The sequence below is a fragment of the Staphylococcus sp. HMSC068G11 genome, assembly GCF_001815825.1.
In the GTDB taxonomy this organism is placed as follows: domain Bacteria; phylum Bacillota; class Bacilli; order Staphylococcales; family Staphylococcaceae; genus Staphylococcus; species Staphylococcus epidermidis.
The window spans coordinates 52,461-68,594 of record NZ_KV822067.1 but is presented as its reverse complement, the minus strand read 5'-3'; the positions used below and the strand labels follow the sequence as shown (position 1 = coordinate 68,594).

Annotated in this window: 14 protein-coding genes and 1 pseudogene; all 15 read left to right on the top strand. The window is 33.4% G+C overall.

Going from position 1 to position 16,134, the window contains the following annotated elements; genetic code table 11:
• Positions 1-4 precede the first annotated feature (4 nt).
• On the top strand, positions 5-754 hold the full coding sequence (locus tag HMPREF3058_RS03230; RefSeq protein ID WP_002447022.1) for a zinc-ribbon domain-containing protein: 750 nt from the start codon (positions 5-7) through the stop codon (positions 752-754).
• 219 nt (positions 755-973) lie between these two features.
• Positions 974-1,414 carry a MarR family winged helix-turn-helix transcriptional regulator gene (locus HMPREF3058_RS03225; RefSeq protein ID WP_002490895.1) on the top strand — a complete coding sequence of 147 codons (441 nt, stop codon included), beginning with the start codon at positions 974-976 and terminating at the stop codon, positions 1,412-1,414.
• A 16-nt stretch (positions 1,415-1,430) separates the two neighbouring features.
• A pseudogene (locus HMPREF3058_RS03220) lies at positions 1,431-2,764 on the top strand (NAD(P)/FAD-dependent oxidoreductase).
• Between the two features lie 12 nt (positions 2,765-2,776).
• Positions 2,777-3,253, top strand: a complete 477-nt coding sequence (locus tag HMPREF3058_RS03215) for a glutathione peroxidase (protein ID WP_002490906.1) — start codon at positions 2,777-2,779, stop codon at positions 3,251-3,253.
• Positions 3,254-3,568: 315 nt separating this feature from the next.
• Positions 3,569-4,300 carry a phosphoadenylyl-sulfate reductase gene (locus HMPREF3058_RS03210; protein WP_002490851.1) on the top strand — a complete coding sequence of 244 codons (732 nt, stop codon included), beginning with the start codon at positions 3,569-3,571 and terminating at the stop codon, positions 4,298-4,300.
• A gap of 298 nt (positions 4,301-4,598) precedes the next feature.
• On the top strand, positions 4,599-6,443 hold the full coding sequence (locus HMPREF3058_RS03205; protein WP_002458281.1) for an assimilatory sulfite reductase (NADPH) flavoprotein subunit: 1,845 nt from the start codon (positions 4,599-4,601) through the stop codon (positions 6,441-6,443).
• Between the two features lie 19 nt (positions 6,444-6,462).
• On the top strand, positions 6,463-8,181 hold the full coding sequence (gene cysI / locus HMPREF3058_RS03200) for an assimilatory sulfite reductase (NADPH) hemoprotein subunit (RefSeq protein ID WP_002447027.1): 1,719 nt from the start codon (positions 6,463-6,465) through the stop codon (positions 8,179-8,181).
• A gap of 21 nt (positions 8,182-8,202) precedes the next feature.
• On the top strand, positions 8,203-8,982 hold the full coding sequence (gene cobA, locus HMPREF3058_RS03195) for a uroporphyrinogen-III C-methyltransferase (RefSeq protein WP_002447028.1): 780 nt from the start codon (positions 8,203-8,205) through the stop codon (positions 8,980-8,982).
• Positions 8,983-9,068: 86 nt separating this feature from the next.
• Positions 9,069-9,680, top strand: coding sequence for an NAD(P)-binding protein (locus HMPREF3058_RS03190; protein WP_002489311.1), 612 nt, complete (start codon positions 9,069-9,071; stop codon positions 9,678-9,680).
• A 20-nt stretch (positions 9,681-9,700) separates the two neighbouring features.
• Positions 9,701-10,600 (top strand): sulfite exporter TauE/SafE family protein, encoded by a 900-nt coding sequence (locus HMPREF3058_RS03185; RefSeq protein WP_002489313.1) that lies wholly within the window; start codon positions 9,701-9,703, stop codon positions 10,598-10,600.
• A 23-nt stretch (positions 10,601-10,623) separates the two neighbouring features.
• On the top strand, positions 10,624-11,802 hold the full coding sequence (sat, locus tag HMPREF3058_RS03180) for a sulfate adenylyltransferase (protein WP_002447030.1): 1,179 nt from the start codon (positions 10,624-10,626) through the stop codon (positions 11,800-11,802).
• A gap of 15 nt (positions 11,803-11,817) precedes the next feature.
• Positions 11,818-12,417 (top strand): adenylyl-sulfate kinase, encoded by a 600-nt coding sequence (gene cysC, locus HMPREF3058_RS03175; protein ID WP_001830609.1) that lies wholly within the window; start codon positions 11,818-11,820, stop codon positions 12,415-12,417.
• Positions 12,418-12,769: 352 nt separating this feature from the next.
• Positions 12,770-13,075, top strand: a complete 306-nt coding sequence (locus HMPREF3058_RS03170) for a hypothetical protein (RefSeq protein WP_002490871.1) — start codon at positions 12,770-12,772, stop codon at positions 13,073-13,075.
• A 317-nt stretch (positions 13,076-13,392) separates the two neighbouring features.
• On the top strand, positions 13,393-15,243 hold the full coding sequence (gene nrdD, locus HMPREF3058_RS03165; RefSeq protein WP_002490905.1) for an anaerobic ribonucleoside-triphosphate reductase: 1,851 nt from the start codon (positions 13,393-13,395) through the stop codon (positions 15,241-15,243).
• The gene (nrdG, locus tag HMPREF3058_RS03160) at positions 15,240-15,776 is read left to right on the top strand and encodes an anaerobic ribonucleoside-triphosphate reductase activating protein (RefSeq protein ID WP_002447033.1); all 537 of its coding nucleotides are present in this window, start codon (positions 15,240-15,242) and stop codon (positions 15,774-15,776) included. The genes nrdD and nrdG overlap by 4 nt, the downstream gene beginning before the upstream one ends.
• Positions 15,777-16,134 lie beyond the last annotated feature (358 nt).

Sequence of the window (16,134 nt, the reverse complement as noted above, 5' to 3'; positions counted from 1 at the left end):
ATAAATGAAATTCTGCCCTCATTGTGGAAATCCGGTAAAAAAGGAACAGTCATTTTGTAATAAATGTGGAAAACATTTACAGACATCGACACAAAGAAAAAGTGAAAATCAAATTGAACATATGCGTGAACAGCAATCGTATATTTCTCGTGAGGAAAGACAAGATCATGATTCAACATTTTATAAAGGACAGAAACATACAGGTTGGTTGATTGTACTATCAATTATATTTGTCTTGTTGATAGCAGCACTATTGTATGGTGCGTACTATGCTTACAATCATTATATTAGTGATGAGCAAAGTCATCAAACAACACAGTCTCAACAATCAAATGAAAGTAATCAAAATAGAAACCAATCTACTGGTCCAAGCATTGATGTTTTTAGTAATGACTTTGATCAAGGTTATATGAAGTCTGCTTCAACAAGTGGATATAGAGGTGTTTATAATGGAATGACACGTGAAGAAGTTGAAGATAAATTTGGAACATCCAATGGTTCTGTAGAAAGTTTGAAGTGGAGTTATGAAACATATGGTGATTTAGCTGTAGCCTACGATGATAATGAAGTTGTTAGCGTAGGTGTAGCACCTAATCATATTTCAGAAGATCAATTTTTAAGTATGTATAATGAACCGGATGATAGAAATTCAAGCCAGCTTATTTATGATAGTAACAAAGATAATGACTTCTCTGTGTTAGTTAATGTTAAAAATGGAGACGTTACCGTCATTGAAAATGTAAATCAAATTTAAATATAACGCTTATGGAAAGCCTAAGAACTCAAAAAGTGTCTTGGGCTTTTTCTATGATTAGTGGTCAGGGTATCTTTAATATAGTATTATTCCAAGTCTCTTTAACTTTATAGTCGATGTTTAAATGAGAAAATTTTATTTGTGAGCATAAATATTGTGAATATGTGCGAGTCATTTTACACTATAATCAATCGTGCGCGATTGAAAAGAGGTGGATATGTGAAACAAGAACAAATGAGGTTAGCGAATCAACTTTGTTTTTCAGCATATAATGTAAGTCGTTTATTTGCTCAATTTTATGAGAAAAAGTTAAAACAGTTTGGTATAACTTATTCTCAGTATTTAGTATTACTGATGTTATGGGAAGAGAATCCTCAAACATTAAATTCAATCGGTAGACATTTGGATTTATCCAGTAACACTTTAACCCCATTACTAAAAAGACTTGAGCAATCTGGATGGGTTAAAAGAGAACGTCAACAATCTGATAAACGACAGTTGATAATTACGTTAACTGACAATGGACAACAACAACAAGAAGCAGTTTTTGAAGCAATTTCAAGTTGCTTACCACAAGAATTTGATACAACGGAGTATGATGAAACGAAGTATGTGTTTGAAGAACTAGAGAAAACATTAAAACATCTCATAGAAAAATAAGAAAGGATGAGAGTTAATGAAACAATATGATGTAGTATTTTTAGGAAGTAGTCATGCAGCTTGGCATGCTGCGTTAACATTAAAGCAAAGTGGTAAGCAAGTACTATAGTTGAAAAAGATACCATCGCCGGTACATGTACTAACTATGGTTGTAATGCGAAAATTTTATTAGAGGGACCTTATGAAGTGCTTGAAGAAGCCAAACAATATCCTAATATTATTGATAGTCACAATTTAGAAGTGAATTGGAAGAATTTAATGCGTTACAAAGAGCAAGTCATTAATCCTATGTCTGAAACCCTCACATCTATGTTTGAACAACAGGGGATTGATGTAATCATGGGGAAAGGTAAAATTGTAGATGCTCATACAATAGAGGTAAATAATACAACATTACAATCAGATTATATTGTTATAGCAACTGGACAACATAGTCATCAATTAGATATCGAAGGTAAAGAATATACGCATGATAGTCGGGAATTTTTATCAATGCAATCTTTACCGAATAGTATAACTTTTATTGGAGCAGGTATTATCAGTATTGAATTCGCTTCTATCATGGTCAAATCTGGTGTAGAGGTCAATGTGATTCATCATACAAATCAGGCACTTGAAGGGTTTAACGAATCTCACGTCAATAAATTAATTCAAAAGTTAAAAGATGAAGGTGTTAAATTTTACTTTAGTGAGAATACCAAGTCAGTTAGACCGAATGCGCAACGTTTTATAGTAGAAATTGAGTCTGGAAAAATGATTGAAACAGATTATGTACTGGATGCAACAGGTAGAAAGCCTAATGTTGAGCAAATAGGTTTGGAAAAAGTGGGTATACAATTTAGTGATAGAGGTATTGAGGTTGACGATTATTTAAGAACAAATGTAAAAAATATATATGCAAGTGGGGACGTTATCGATAAAATGATTCCTAAGATTACTCCTACAGCTACATTTGAGTCTAATTATATCGCTGCCCATATCCTTGGATTGAACATCCAGTATCCACCAATACCTTCAGTGCTTTATTCATTGCCTCGTTTATCTCAAATAGGTGTCACAGTAAGCGAGGCTAAGAAAGATGATACGTATATAATTAAAGATATACCATTCGGAAGACAAATGGTATTTGAGTATCAAAACGAAACAGAAGCTGAAATGTCAATTGTATTAGATAGTCAAAAACGTTTAGTAGGAGCAGAGATTTATGGGAATGACGCTGGTGATTTGGTTAATCTCCTAGTCTTTATCATTAATCAAAAACTTACTGCACACGATTTAAATCAAAATATTTTTGCATTTCCTGGAGCTTCCAGTGGCGTTATAGATTTATTGAAATTGGCGATGATGTAGAGGTGTAACTAAATGAGTATTTATGATATTGCGGTAGAGAATTATGATGGTTCTACCTATTTACTAAATAAATATAAAGGGAAAGTGCTCATTATCGTAAATACTGCAACTAATTGTACTTTGAATGATCAATTTAATAAATTAGAAATGCTTTATAAAAAATATCATAAGTATGGTCTTGAGATTTTGAGCTTCCCCTGCAATGATTTTAATAATCAGGAGCCAGGATTAATCAAAGATATTTATCGCGTATATAAATATAAGTTTGGTATTACTTTCCCCATCCATGCTAAGATTAACGTTAATGGAGAGCATGAGCACCCTTTGTACACATTATTAAAATGTAAACAACCAGGATTATTTGGTTCGCAAATTAAGTGGAATTTTACTAAATTTGTAGTCGATCAACAGAGAAATATTGTTAAACGATTTTTACCTTGTGATAATCCTAACCAAATGGAGGAATTAATAAGACAATTATTAAAATAAATGCCTGTCTTATACTTGAATTAAAGAATAAAATAATCTTGTTTCATTTGTAATATTTTGAATGAAGCCACGATAAACGAATGGAAAAGAAATTATTAAAGAGTCTGCCATATCATATGTGTAGGCTCTTTAAATTTTTTTATGAGCATATAGGACAAAAAATTTAAATTAATCTCATCTTTATTTCGATAATTTCTCGAGTTACCTTGACTTTCGTTATAAAAGTAGTTAAAGTATTAAACATAATTATTCTGACAATTCTGATATGTTTTGTTGATTTGGATGGATTGATAAGGTGATAGGGGGGCTCCACAAATGTCTATAAAAAGAATTACTTATGACAATTTTCAAAACGATCCATTTATAAATGAATTAGATATTAATGATGAGACAAAAGGTGCTTATGAGATTTTAAAATGGACATATCAAACTTATGAAAATGATATTGTTTATTCTTGCAGTTTTGGTGCTGAGAGTATGGTTTTGATTGACTTGATTTCTCAAATTAAACCCGACGCACAAATTGTATTTTTAGACACTGATTTACATTTTCAAGAAACATATGACTTAATAGATAGGGTGAAAGATAAATATCCACAATTACGCATTAAAATGAAAAAACCGGAACTTACGTTAGAGGAACAAGGTGAGAAATATAATCCTGCTTTATGGAAGAATGATCCTAATCAATGTTGCTACATACGCAAGATTAAACCTCTAGAAGACGTATTATCTGGTGCTGTAGCTTGGATATCAGGTCTTAGACGAGCACAATCACCAACACGAGCACATACAAATTTCATTAACAAAGATGAAAGATTTAAATCAATTAAAGTGTGTCCCTTAATCTATTGGACAGAAGAAGAAGTATGGTCTTATATACGTGATAAGGACTTACCTTATAATGAATTACATGATCAAAATTATCCAAGTATTGGTTGCATTCCATGTACATCACCCGTATTTAATTCTAATGATTCACGTGCTGGTCGTTGGTCAAATTCTAGTAAGACTGAATGCGGATTACATGTAGCTGATAAACCATAAGAGATAGTCAAAAAATTTTAATTTAAAAACATAGTATTCCGATAAGAAATAAGGAATTGTTTATTAAAAGCTGATACAGCTTTATTTATAAGCGATTATCTTGAGTAATCAATGTTTGTATTGCACTTTGATATTATGAATTGTCTTTTCGATTTTAGTTATCATTTGAGTATTACATTTACTGAAAATAATAAATGGTACATACTAGAATTGAAGATATAATTAATAATTTTCAAATATAGACATATATAAACTAATGACAAATATCGGAATAACAAAGTATAAGAGGTGGATAAGATTGAACTTAAGTGTTACCAATAGTCCTTTTACGGAAGGGCAAGCTAAACAAATCAATGAATTGCTTCACACTTTATCACCTAACCAACAAGTATGGTTAAGTGGCTATCTGATGGCAAATCAACAATCAAATACATCTACAGATTCTGTAGACCAACATAACTTAGATGACAATACAGAAGCGATGCTACATGAAAAGGAACCTTCAGTTGAGCCGGAAGCGAGATCGATAACGATTTTATATGGATCTGAGTCTGGTAATGCGCAAGGACTTGCAGAAATATTTGAACAACGTTTATCTGATATTGGAAATGACGTTACGCTCAAATCAATGGATGACTTTAAACCTAAGAATTTAAAGAAAGTAGAAGATTTATTTATTATCACATCTACACATGGCGAAGGAGATCCACCAGATAATGCTGTTGAATTACATGAATACATCCACGGACGTAAAGCGCCAAAATTGGATGGGGTGAGATTTTCAGTATTAGCATTAGGAGATCAAACCTATGAATTCTTCTGTCAAACTGGTAAAGATTTTGATAATCGTTTGGCTGAATTAGGGGCAGAAAGACTTTATCAACGTACTGATTGCGATGTTGATTATGAAGAAGACGCTGAAAAGTGGATGGCCAATGTTATTAATACGATTGATTCAACACCAGCTGGTACTGAAAGTGAACAAGTTGTTAGCGAATCTATAAAATCAGCAAAGGAAAAGAAATATAGTAAGTCTAATCCTTACGATGCTGAAGTATTGACCAACATTAATTTGAATGGTAGAGGTTCAGACAAAGAGACAAGACATATTGAGTTATTACTTGATAATTTCGGTGAAGAATATGAACCGGGTGATTGTGTAGTTGTCTTGCCTCAAAACGATCCAGCTATCGTAGACTTACTTATTAGCACATTAGGTTGGAGTCCAGAAACACAAGTTTTAATTAACGAGGATGGAGATACTTTAAATCTTGAAGAGGCATTAACATCGCATTTCGAAATTACTAAATTAACAAAACCGCTAATAGAAAATGCTGCGATATTTTTTGATAATGAAGAGCTTTCTGAAAAAATTCAAGATAAAGAATGGATTCAAAACTACGTTGAGGGACGGGATTTGATTGATTTATTAAATGACTTCGCAACGACAGAACTACAACCTGAAAATTTACATCAATTATTAAGAAAGTTACCACCTAGAGAGTACTCAATATCTAGTAGTTATAAAGCAACACCAGATGAAGTTCACATTACTGTTGGGGCAGTTAGATATCAAGCACACGGTCGCGAACGTTCAGGAGTTTGTTCAGTTCAATTTGCAGAGAGAATACAAGAGGGCGATACAATTCCTATCTATTTAAAACGAAATCCGAATTTTAAGTTTCCGCAAGATGAATCAACACCTGTGATTATGATAGGTCCTGGGACAGGTGTTGCACCGTTTAGATCCTATATGCAAGAACGAGAGGAACTAGGTTTTGAAGGAAATACATGGTTATTCTTTGGAGATCAACACTTCACTACAGATTTTCTGTATCAAACGGAATGGCAAGAATGGCTTGAAGATGGAACTTTATCAAAATTAGATATTGCTTTTTCTAGAGATACTGATAAAAAAGTGTATGTGCAACATAAAATTGCAGAAAATAGTGAACAATTTAATCGATGGATTGAAAATGGCGCTACTATTTATGTATGTGGTGATGAAAGTAAAATGGCAAAGGATGTTCATCAAGCGATTAAAAATGTGTTAATCAAAGAGCAAAACCTATCTGAAACAGATGCAGAAGAATACTTAAAACAAATGAAAAGAGATAAAAGATATCAAAGAGACGTGTATTAATAGAAGGGACGGGGGATACATGGTTAATACAAATAATCATATTTCGGAAGAATTAGATAAAAATCTTGATGAAATGGAATTTTTAAAAGCAAATAGTGACTTTTTGCGTGGAACTATTGAACAAAGTTTAGCTAATCCAATCACTGGATCCATTACACAAGATGATGCAAAACTGCTAAAGTTTCACGGAAGTTATATGCAAGATGACAGGGATTTAAGAGATGAGCGTCGTAAACAAAAACTTGAGCCTGCATATAGTTTTATGATTCGAGTTCGTGTACCCGGGGGGAAAGCGACTCCTGAACAGTGGATTGCTATGGATGATATTTCTAATCAATATGCCAATCATACGATTAAATTAACAACACGCCAAGCATTTCAATTTCATGGCATTCTTAAACGTAATTTGAAACAATCAATGAAAAATATCAATCATGCAGTACTTGATTCTATTGCTGCATGTGGAGATGTTAATCGTAATACAATGTGCAATCCTAATCCTTATCAATCTCAAGTACATAAGGAGATTAATGATTATGCAACGCGTATAAGTAATCACTTACTTCCAAGAACAAATGCATATCATGAAATTTGGCTTGATGGTGAAAAGGTTTTAGATTCTAGTGAGGAAAAGGAACCTATTTATGGGAATACGTATTTACCACGTAAATTCAAAATAGGTATTGCGGTACCACCATCTAATGATATTGACGTCTATTCTCAAGATATTGGTTTAATCGCTATCGTTGAACAAGATGAGTTAATTGGATTTAATGTGACTATCGGTGGCGGTATGGGTATGACTCATGGTAATACAGAAACATATCCTCAACTTGGACGTCTCATAGGTTTTATACCTAAGGAAAAGGTTGTAGATGTATGTGAGAAAATACTTACAATACAACGTGATTATGGTAATCGTGAAAATCGAAAAAATGCACGTTTTAAATATACAGTGGACCGTCTAGGAGAAACTTGGGTGACTGAAGAATTAAACCGACGATTAGGTTGGGAAATTAAAGCACCACGTGATTTCGAATTTGAACATAATGGTGATCGATTAGGTTGGATTGAAGGTGTTAATAATTGGAACTTCACTTTATTTATACAAAATGGGCGTGTGAAAGATACTGAAGACTATTTGTTAAAAACAGCCTTAAGAGAAATCGCAGAAATCCATACTGGAGATTTCAGATTATCACCTAATCAGAACTTAGTTATTGCAAATGTTTCTCCCGAGAAAAAGGAAGAAATACAAGCTATTATTAATAAATATAAGTTAACAGATGGCAAAAATTATACAGGACTTAGAAGAAATTCTATGGCTTGTGTTGCTTTCCCAACGTGTGGTTTAGCTATGGCAGAATCTGAAAGATATCTTCCTTCATTAATTACAAAAATTGAAGATTTACTAGATGAGTCTGGTTTAAGAGAGGAAGAAATAACGATTCGTATGACAGGTTGTCCTAATGGATGTGCAAGACCAGCGCTAGCAGAAATAGCTTTTATCGGTAAAGCACCTGGTAAATATAATATGTACTTAGGTGGTAGTTTTAAAGGCGAACGTCTAAATAAAATATATAAAGAGAATATCGACGAAAATGAAATATTAGAAAGTCTACGTCCATTGTTATTGCGTTATAGTAAAGAGCGTCTTGACGGAGAACACTTTGGGGACTTTGTAATTCGTGCCGGTGTGATAGCCAAAGTTCATGATGGTCGCGATTTTCATAGCTAAACGAGAGGGGTAGTGGTTCATATGGGGAAAGTATATTTAGTTGGAGCTGGACCTGGCGATCCAGAATTAATAACATTAAAAGGTTTAAAAGCCATTAAAGAAGCCGATGTCATTCTTTATGACCGACTTGTAAATAAAGAAATACTTAATTATGCTTCTCCTTCTACTAAGTTCTTCTATTGTGGTAAGGATCCTCACAGGCACTCCTTACCGCAGGAAGAAACAAATAAAATGATGGTAACCTTAGCCAAAAAAGGGCACACAGTTACACGTTTAAAGGGTGGCGATCCATTTGTTTTTGGACGTGGCGGAGAAGAAGCAGAGGAATTAGCATGTCATAATATCCACTTTGAAATTATACCTGGAATTACATCGGGAATTGCAGCACCAGCATATGCTGGAATTCCAGTAACACATCGTGATTATAGTTCTTCTGTAGCATTTGTAACTGCAGTGAATAAACCTGGTATGGATAAAGGCAAATACTGGCAACATTTGGCCAATGGTCCTGAAACTTTATGCATATATATGGGGGTTAAGAGACTCAGTGAAATTTGTGAGTTGTTAATACAATATGGCCGTTCGTCAGAAACACCAGTAGCTCTCGTGCATATGGGAACGTCAAAACAGCAAATGACAGTGACTGGGACACTGGATACAATTCAAGAACGAGCACATCACATTCAGAATCCAGCAATGATTATTGTAGGCGAAGTGGTTAAGATGAGAGAAAAAATTAATTGGTTTGTAGAACAAGCAACTGTTCAAAATGAAACGTTAACGGAAATGTCATCAACTTAGCGCATACATTTAACGCAACAATAAAAATCATGGATAAATATCATGTTATAAAGAGTATTAATAAAAGTGTATAGGAGGAAATCATCATGAATATGCCCTTAATGATTGATTTAAGTAACAAGAAAGTCGTCATTGTAGGTGGAGGTAAAGTTGCAACACGTCGTACTACAAGTTTATTAGCTTATACAAACCATATTCATGTTGTAAGTCCAACAATTACTGATACATTACAAAAATATCTAGAAACGAAGCAAATCACTTATGAAAAGAAACTCTTCGAACCACAAGATGTTAAGAATGCTGATATGGTCATCGCGGCTACTAATCAATCCGATGTTAACAACGATGTGAGGGCAGCTTTGTCTAAGAACGTATTATTTAATCATGCAGGACAAGCAGACCTAGGTAATATAACGTTCCCTAATTTCTTAAAAAGAGATAAATTAACAATAAGTGTATCAACTGATGGTGCAAGTCCTAAATTAGGTCAACGAATTATTAAAGATTTAAAAGATACATACAATGAAGACTATTCAATGTATATTCAGTTTTTATATGAAAGTAGACAGTATATTAAATCACTTAAAATTGAGCCATCTGATAAACAAGCGTTACTCGAGCAAATTTTGTCAGACAAATATTTAGATGAGAAGAAGCAACAAGATTTCATCCGATGGCTAAAATCACAAGTCAAATGAAGAATGGGGGCATATGATATATGCGCAAAGTATTAATTTTCGCAATTGCGGGATTTTTAGCACAACTTGTTGATGGATCATTAGGCATGGGATTTGGCGCTTCATCGTCATCAATATTATTAACTTATGGTATAGCACCGGCAGTAGTGTCAGCAACCGTTCATTTTTCTGAAATTGCAACAACAGCTGCATCTGGGACATCACATTGGAGATTTGATAATGTTCATAAACCAACAATGTTGAAGTTAGCTATACCTGGGTCAATAAGCGCCTTTGTCGGTGCAGGTGTTTTGACAATTATTCATGGTGAATATATTAAACCGTTCATTGCTTTATTCTTGTTAAGTATGGGATTTTATATTTTGTATCAATTTCTATTTAAACGTGCACATGAACATCATCATCATGTGGGAGATTTGAGTAGCTTTAAAGTAATTCCACAAGGTTTTGTGGCAGGATTTTTAGACGCAATCGGTGGTGGTGGTTGGGGACCAGTTAATACACCACTCCTGCTCTCAAGTAAAAAAATTCAACCACGATATGCGATTGGAACGGTCTCAGCAAGTGAATTTTTTGTTACGTCATCTGCTGCTTTAAGTTTCATCATCTTTTTAGGAATCACTCAAATTAATTGGTTTGCTGTAATTGCTTTGAGTCTCGGTGGAATGGTAGCGGCACCTATTTCAGCGTATTTAGTTAAAGTGTTACCTATTAACATTCTTGCAATTTGTGTCGGAGGTTTAATTATTTTTACAAATAGTAATGCATTATTAAGCTATTTTGTAAAAGATAGCACTATTTCAAATACAGTTCGATTCATTATTATTATTGCAATCATTATTTTGCTTGTTTTTCAAGTCGTTCGAAACAAGAAATTATCTTTTTCTTACAAGAAAAGCCGAGTAAACAAATATAATTAATTAGAAAAGGAGATTTGATTATAATGTCTAACAATGAAACAATAACCAATTATACAATTAAACCTCATGGAGGAGAACTTATCAATCGTGTTGTTGAAGGAAACGAACGTGAACGTTTGATTGAGGAAGCATTAAAATTTAAACCGATTACTTTAAATCCTTGGGGAATATCGGATCTAGAGCTCATAGGTATTGGCGGATTTAGTCCGCTTACAGGATTTATGAACAAAGAAGACTACACTAAGGTTATAGAGGAAACGCATTTAAGCAATGGCTTGGTCTGGAGTATTCCTATCACTTTACCTGTAACAGAATCTGAAGCAGATAAACTTGATATAGGTGATGATATCGCTTTATATGGTGAAGATGGACAGTTATATGGAACGCTTAAATTAGAAGAAAAGTACACATATGATAAAGAAAAAGAAGCGCGTTTGGTATACGGAACAACTGAAGAAGCGCATCCTGGAGTTAAAAAAGTTTACGAAAAAGGTAATATTTATTTAGGTGGTCCTATTAAACTATTAAATCGTCCGAAACATGATGCGTTTTCAAATTATCATTTGGATCCTTCAGAGACGAGACAATTATTTCATGATTTAGGTTGGAAAACTGTCGTAGGTTTTCAAACGAGAAATCCAGTGCATCGAGCACATGAATATATTCAAAAATCAGCACTAGAAATTGTTGATGGACTACTTTTAAATCCACTAGTTGGTGAAACAAAGTCAGACGATATTCCAGCGGATGTACGTATGGAAAGTTATGAAGTGATATTAAAAAACTATTATCCTGAAGATAGAGCACGTCTAGTTATTTATCCTGCTGCAATGCGCTATGCGGGACCACGTGAAGCGATACTTCATGCAACTGTCCGTAAAAATTATGGTTGTACACATTTTATTGTGGGAAGAGATCACGCTGGAGTAGGCGATTATTATGGTACTTATGAAGCGCAAGAACTGATTACTCAATTTGAAGATGAGTTAGGTATTCAAATTTTAAAATTTGAACATGCCTTTTATTGTGAAGCTTGTGGTAATATGGCAACTGCTAAAACATGTCCGCATGACGCTTCTCAACATTTACATTTAAGTGGTACTAAAGTAAGAGAAAAACTGCGTAATGGTGAATCATTGCCAACTAAATTTTCAAGACCAGAAGTTGCCGAAGTTCTAATTAAAGGTTTGCGAGAAAAATAAATCAGGAGTGTTAAAATGAGTGAATCAAATCATATTACATGGCATGACTCAGAAGTTACGAAGAAACAAAGACAGCATAGAAATGGGCACAAAAGTGCTGTAATTTGGTTTACAGGGCTATCTGGGTCAGGGAAATCAACGGTCTCTGTTGCCTTAGAGAAAGAATTATTTAATGAAGGAAAACAAACATACCGTTTAGATGGTGATAATGTGCGTCACGGTCTTAATAAAAATTTAGGATTTAGTCCTGAAGATCGTTCAGAAAATATTCGACGCATTGGAGAAGTAGCAAAATTAATGGTAGACGCTGGAGCTTTAACAGTTACTGCTTTTATCTCCCCATATAAAGAAGACAGAGAAGGTGTTAGAGCATTACTAGAGGATAATGAGTTTATAGAAGTATATACAAAATGTAGTGTTGAGGAATGTGAAAAGAGAGATCCGAAAGGATTGTATAAAAAAGCACGATCTGGGGAAATACCTGAATTTACAGGTATAAGTGCACCTTATCAAGCACCTGAAAATCCTGAAATCACTATAGATACTGAACACGACACTATTGAACAATCAGTGGAACAAATTATACGTTATCTTAAAGAACACCAATATATTTAAATTGATATTTCATTATATAGAGTAGGAGAGAATTATAGATTCTTAATCCTACTCTTTTTAATTTTAAAAGTATAGTGGAAAGTTTTGAACGTATCATAAGTTTTTAAAGAAAAGCACTTGGTCAGGTATACTTACTTCTAATTAAATAAGAAAATGCTATTTTTAAATGACATCAATAGTATACTTATGAGTCATGATTTATGCTTAGTTTGTGATTATCTAAATACAAATATAATTCAAATTTATAAAAAGCTAATTATTGATGTGTGATTAAAGTGAAATAAAAAGGGAAAATATTTTTAAAGAGATATTGAGTGATTTATCATAAAAAATAAGAGGATGGTGATATAACATGGCATTTAATATTTGGATGTGGATTTTACTTGTATTATTTATTGTGGGGACAATAGCTGTAATTCTCATTTTAACAGTTGGCTCAGTGTTAGAAGAGCGCTCATATGACCGTCGATCAGAGGATGAAAAACGCAAAAATTTAGAAAAAAATCTTGAGATGTCAAAAGGACATACGGATGAATCGCAAGAGTCGAGCAACGGGGGAGAACAAGTAGCACAAGAGCATTCTCGTCATGTCGTTCGAGATTATCAACAAACACATCAAAATATAAATCAATCAACACAAGATAATAAAAATAATTAGATAGGTAAAAGGGAAAGATAAATGTTTTTTTCGATTATTTATTCCCAATTTATACGAAGATAATTACTAGAATTACAAAAAATGAAAATATTATAAATTTTAACTGAATCAATAACTAACTGTATGTTATAGAAGCCTGAGAACATTGACGTCTCAGGTTTTTATATTGATTACAAAACTATCTTTATCTCACATAGAGTTCACTAAACGTTAATAATCTTTATGACATTTTAGTTAACGACTTAGTAATCGATTGTAATACTATATATAGTGTTTTATTTTATTGATATACACTATATATAGCAAAGGGTGACAAAATGACTACTCTAGAAACATCATTAACTCGATTAATCACAAAAGATCCAACTATATTAAATGAAAATGCAAATAAAGATAGTAATACATTTTCAACAATGCGAGATTTAACAGCTGGAACGGTATCAAAGTCTTATGCACTCGATCATTTACTTCCGAAGCATGTTGCTCATGCACATCAATCGGGAGATATTCATTTTCACGACTTAGATTACCATCCATTTCAACCATTAACCAATTGTTGTCTCATAGATGCAAAAGATATGTTAGAGAATGGCTTTGAGATAGGTAATGCTAATGTTACAAGACCTCAATCAATACAAACCGCTTCAGCACAACTTGTACAAATCATTGCAAACGTTTCAAGCAGTCAATACGGAGGTTGTACTGTCGATCGTGTTGACGAATTACTAAGTAAATATGCACAAATGAACGCACAACATCATAGGGAAGTAGCGAATGATTTCGTTCAACCTGACAAAATTGAGAATTATGTGGACACGCAAGTAACTAAAGATATTGGTGATGCGATTGAAAGTTTAGAATATGAGATCAACACACTATATACTTCCAATGGACAAACGCCATTCGTTACTTTGGGATTTGGTTTAGGAACAGATCAATTAAGTCGAAAGATTCAACAAGCAATTTTACATACTCGTATTAAAGGTCTCGGTAAAGATAGAGTCACTGCAATTTTCCCTAAACTTGTATTTTCGATAAAAAAGGGTATTAACTTTGGTCCAGAAGATCCTAACTATGATATTAAGCAACTTGCATTGGAATGTTCAACAAAACGCATGTATCCCGATATTTTAAATTACGATAAACTAGTGGAACTGCTTGGTGATTTTAAAGCACCGATGGGATGTCGTTCATTTTTACCAAGTTGGAAGAATGATGAAGGTCAATTGGAAAATAATGGACGGTGTAACTTAGGTGTAGTGACGCTGAACGTACCGAGAATTGCAATCGAAGCAGATGGTGATATGCAACAGTTTTGGGATATCTTTGAAAAACGCATGCAATTATTACATGATGCACTTGTGTATCGAATTGAAAGACTACAAGATGCTATTCCGGATAACGCGCCTATTTTATATAAAAGTGGTGCATTTAAAAATAAACTCACTTCAGAAGATACTGTCGAATCATTATTTACAAATCAACGCGCTACAATTTCAATGGGGTATATCGGTTTATACGAAGCAGCAACATTATTTTATGGACCAAATTGGGAACATAATCCTGAGGCTAAAACATTCACATTAGACATATTAAGAGAAATGAAACGTTATCAAGTAGAGTGGACGAAACAATATGATATTTGGTTCAGTATATACAGCACACCTAGTGAATCACTCACAGATAGATTTTGCCGATTGGACAAAGATAAATTTGGATCTATTCCAGATGTTACTGACAAAGGATATTACCAAAATTCATTCCACTATGATGTTCGTAAAGATGTAACGCCGTTTGAAAAACTAGATTTTGAAAAGGACTATCCTTACTACGCAAGTGGTGGATTCATTCATTATTGTGAATATCCAAAGTTAAATCATAATCTTAAAGCTTTAGAAGCAGTATGGGATTATGCTTATGACAAGGTAGGTTATTTAGGTACGAATATTCCTATTGATCACTGTTATCGTTGTGGCTATGATGGAGATTTTGAAACTACTGCTAACGGATATAAATGCCCACATTGTGGCAACAATGATCCTAAAACAGTTGACGTTGTAAAAAGAACATGTGGTTATTTAGGAAATCCAGTTCAAAGACCAGTTATTGAAGGACGACAAAAAGAGATATGTGCGAGAGTGAAACACATGAAGGAACCTCGTTCATGAATATTTTAAACATTAAAGAAGGTCAACACTATATAGCTAAAATAGAAAGTCATAGCTTTGTAGATGGTGAAGGTGTTCGATGCAGTGTATATGTTTCCGGATGTCCTTTTCAATGTAAAGGTTGTTATAACGTTCAAGCCCAAAATTTTAAATACGGAGAACCTTTCGAACTAGAAATGCTTGAAGAGATTTTAGATTATTGTGCGCCTTCTTATATCGAAGGCTTAAGCATACTTGGTGGAGAACCATTTTGTAATTTGTCTATCACACTCCAACTCGTTGAAGCTTTTAGACAACGATTCGGTCATACAAAAACAATTTGGGTGTGGACTGGCTTTTTATTTGAATATTTGAAACAGCAAAACGATGCGCGCAAGTCATTACTCGAACATATTGATGTATTAGTTGATGGTATGTTTATTCAACATTTATATCGTCCGAATCTTCCATATAAAGGATCACTTAATCAACGTGTGATTGATGTTCAAGCTTCTTTACAAAAAGAACAGGTCATTGAATATCTAACTAAATAGTTTATGATAATAATTGTAATTAATTTTTAAGATATCTCTTAGAAAAATAGCCCGAAATAAATGTTATGGTTCATTTGTTTTGAGCAATCTTTGTTATAAGTTATCAATGAGATGAACATGAATGTTATCACATGTATAACGACAGTTTTAAAGAGTATAGTTAATTTTATTTTTAAAGTAAATTTTTATCACTTTTTATTAGGTGGATGTGATTTGTTGCAATTTATAGACTGAAAAGTGACAAACATTAAACATCTAAAAAGTAAAGGAAATAATATTATACTTATATATATACTAATTACATATTAAAGTGATAAAATATTGAAGTGAAAATTGTTCGGCATAAGTTAGGAGATTC

Coding starts and splice junctions, on each gene's coding strand:
- cysC (WP_001830609.1), top strand. CDS start 11,818: ATGAGTGAATCAAATCATATTACATGGCATGACTCAGAAGTTACGAAG.
- HMPREF3058_RS03190 (WP_002489311.1), top strand. CDS start 9,069: ATGAATATGCCCTTAATGATTGATTTAAGTAACAAGAAAGTCGTCATT.
- HMPREF3058_RS03210 (WP_002490851.1), top strand. CDS start 3,569: ATGTCTATAAAAAGAATTACTTATGACAATTTTCAAAACGATCCATTT.
- sat (WP_002447030.1), top strand. CDS start 10,624: ATGTCTAACAATGAAACAATAACCAATTATACAATTAAACCTCATGGA.
- cysI (WP_002447027.1), top strand. CDS start 6,463: ATGGTTAATACAAATAATCATATTTCGGAAGAATTAGATAAAAATCTT.
- HMPREF3058_RS03170 (WP_002490871.1), top strand. CDS start 12,770: ATGGCATTTAATATTTGGATGTGGATTTTACTTGTATTATTTATTGTG.
- nrdD (WP_002490905.1), top strand. CDS start 13,393: ATGACTACTCTAGAAACATCATTAACTCGATTAATCACAAAAGATCCA.
- HMPREF3058_RS03185 (WP_002489313.1), top strand. CDS start 9,701: ATGCGCAAAGTATTAATTTTCGCAATTGCGGGATTTTTAGCACAACTT.
- HMPREF3058_RS03230 (WP_002447022.1), top strand. CDS start 5: ATGAAATTCTGCCCTCATTGTGGAAATCCGGTAAAAAAGGAACAGTCA.
- HMPREF3058_RS03215 (WP_002490906.1), top strand. CDS start 2,777: ATGAGTATTTATGATATTGCGGTAGAGAATTATGATGGTTCTACCTAT.
- cobA (WP_002447028.1), top strand. CDS start 8,203: ATGGGGAAAGTATATTTAGTTGGAGCTGGACCTGGCGATCCAGAATTA.
- nrdG (WP_002447033.1), top strand. CDS start 15,240: ATGAATATTTTAAACATTAAAGAAGGTCAACACTATATAGCTAAAATA.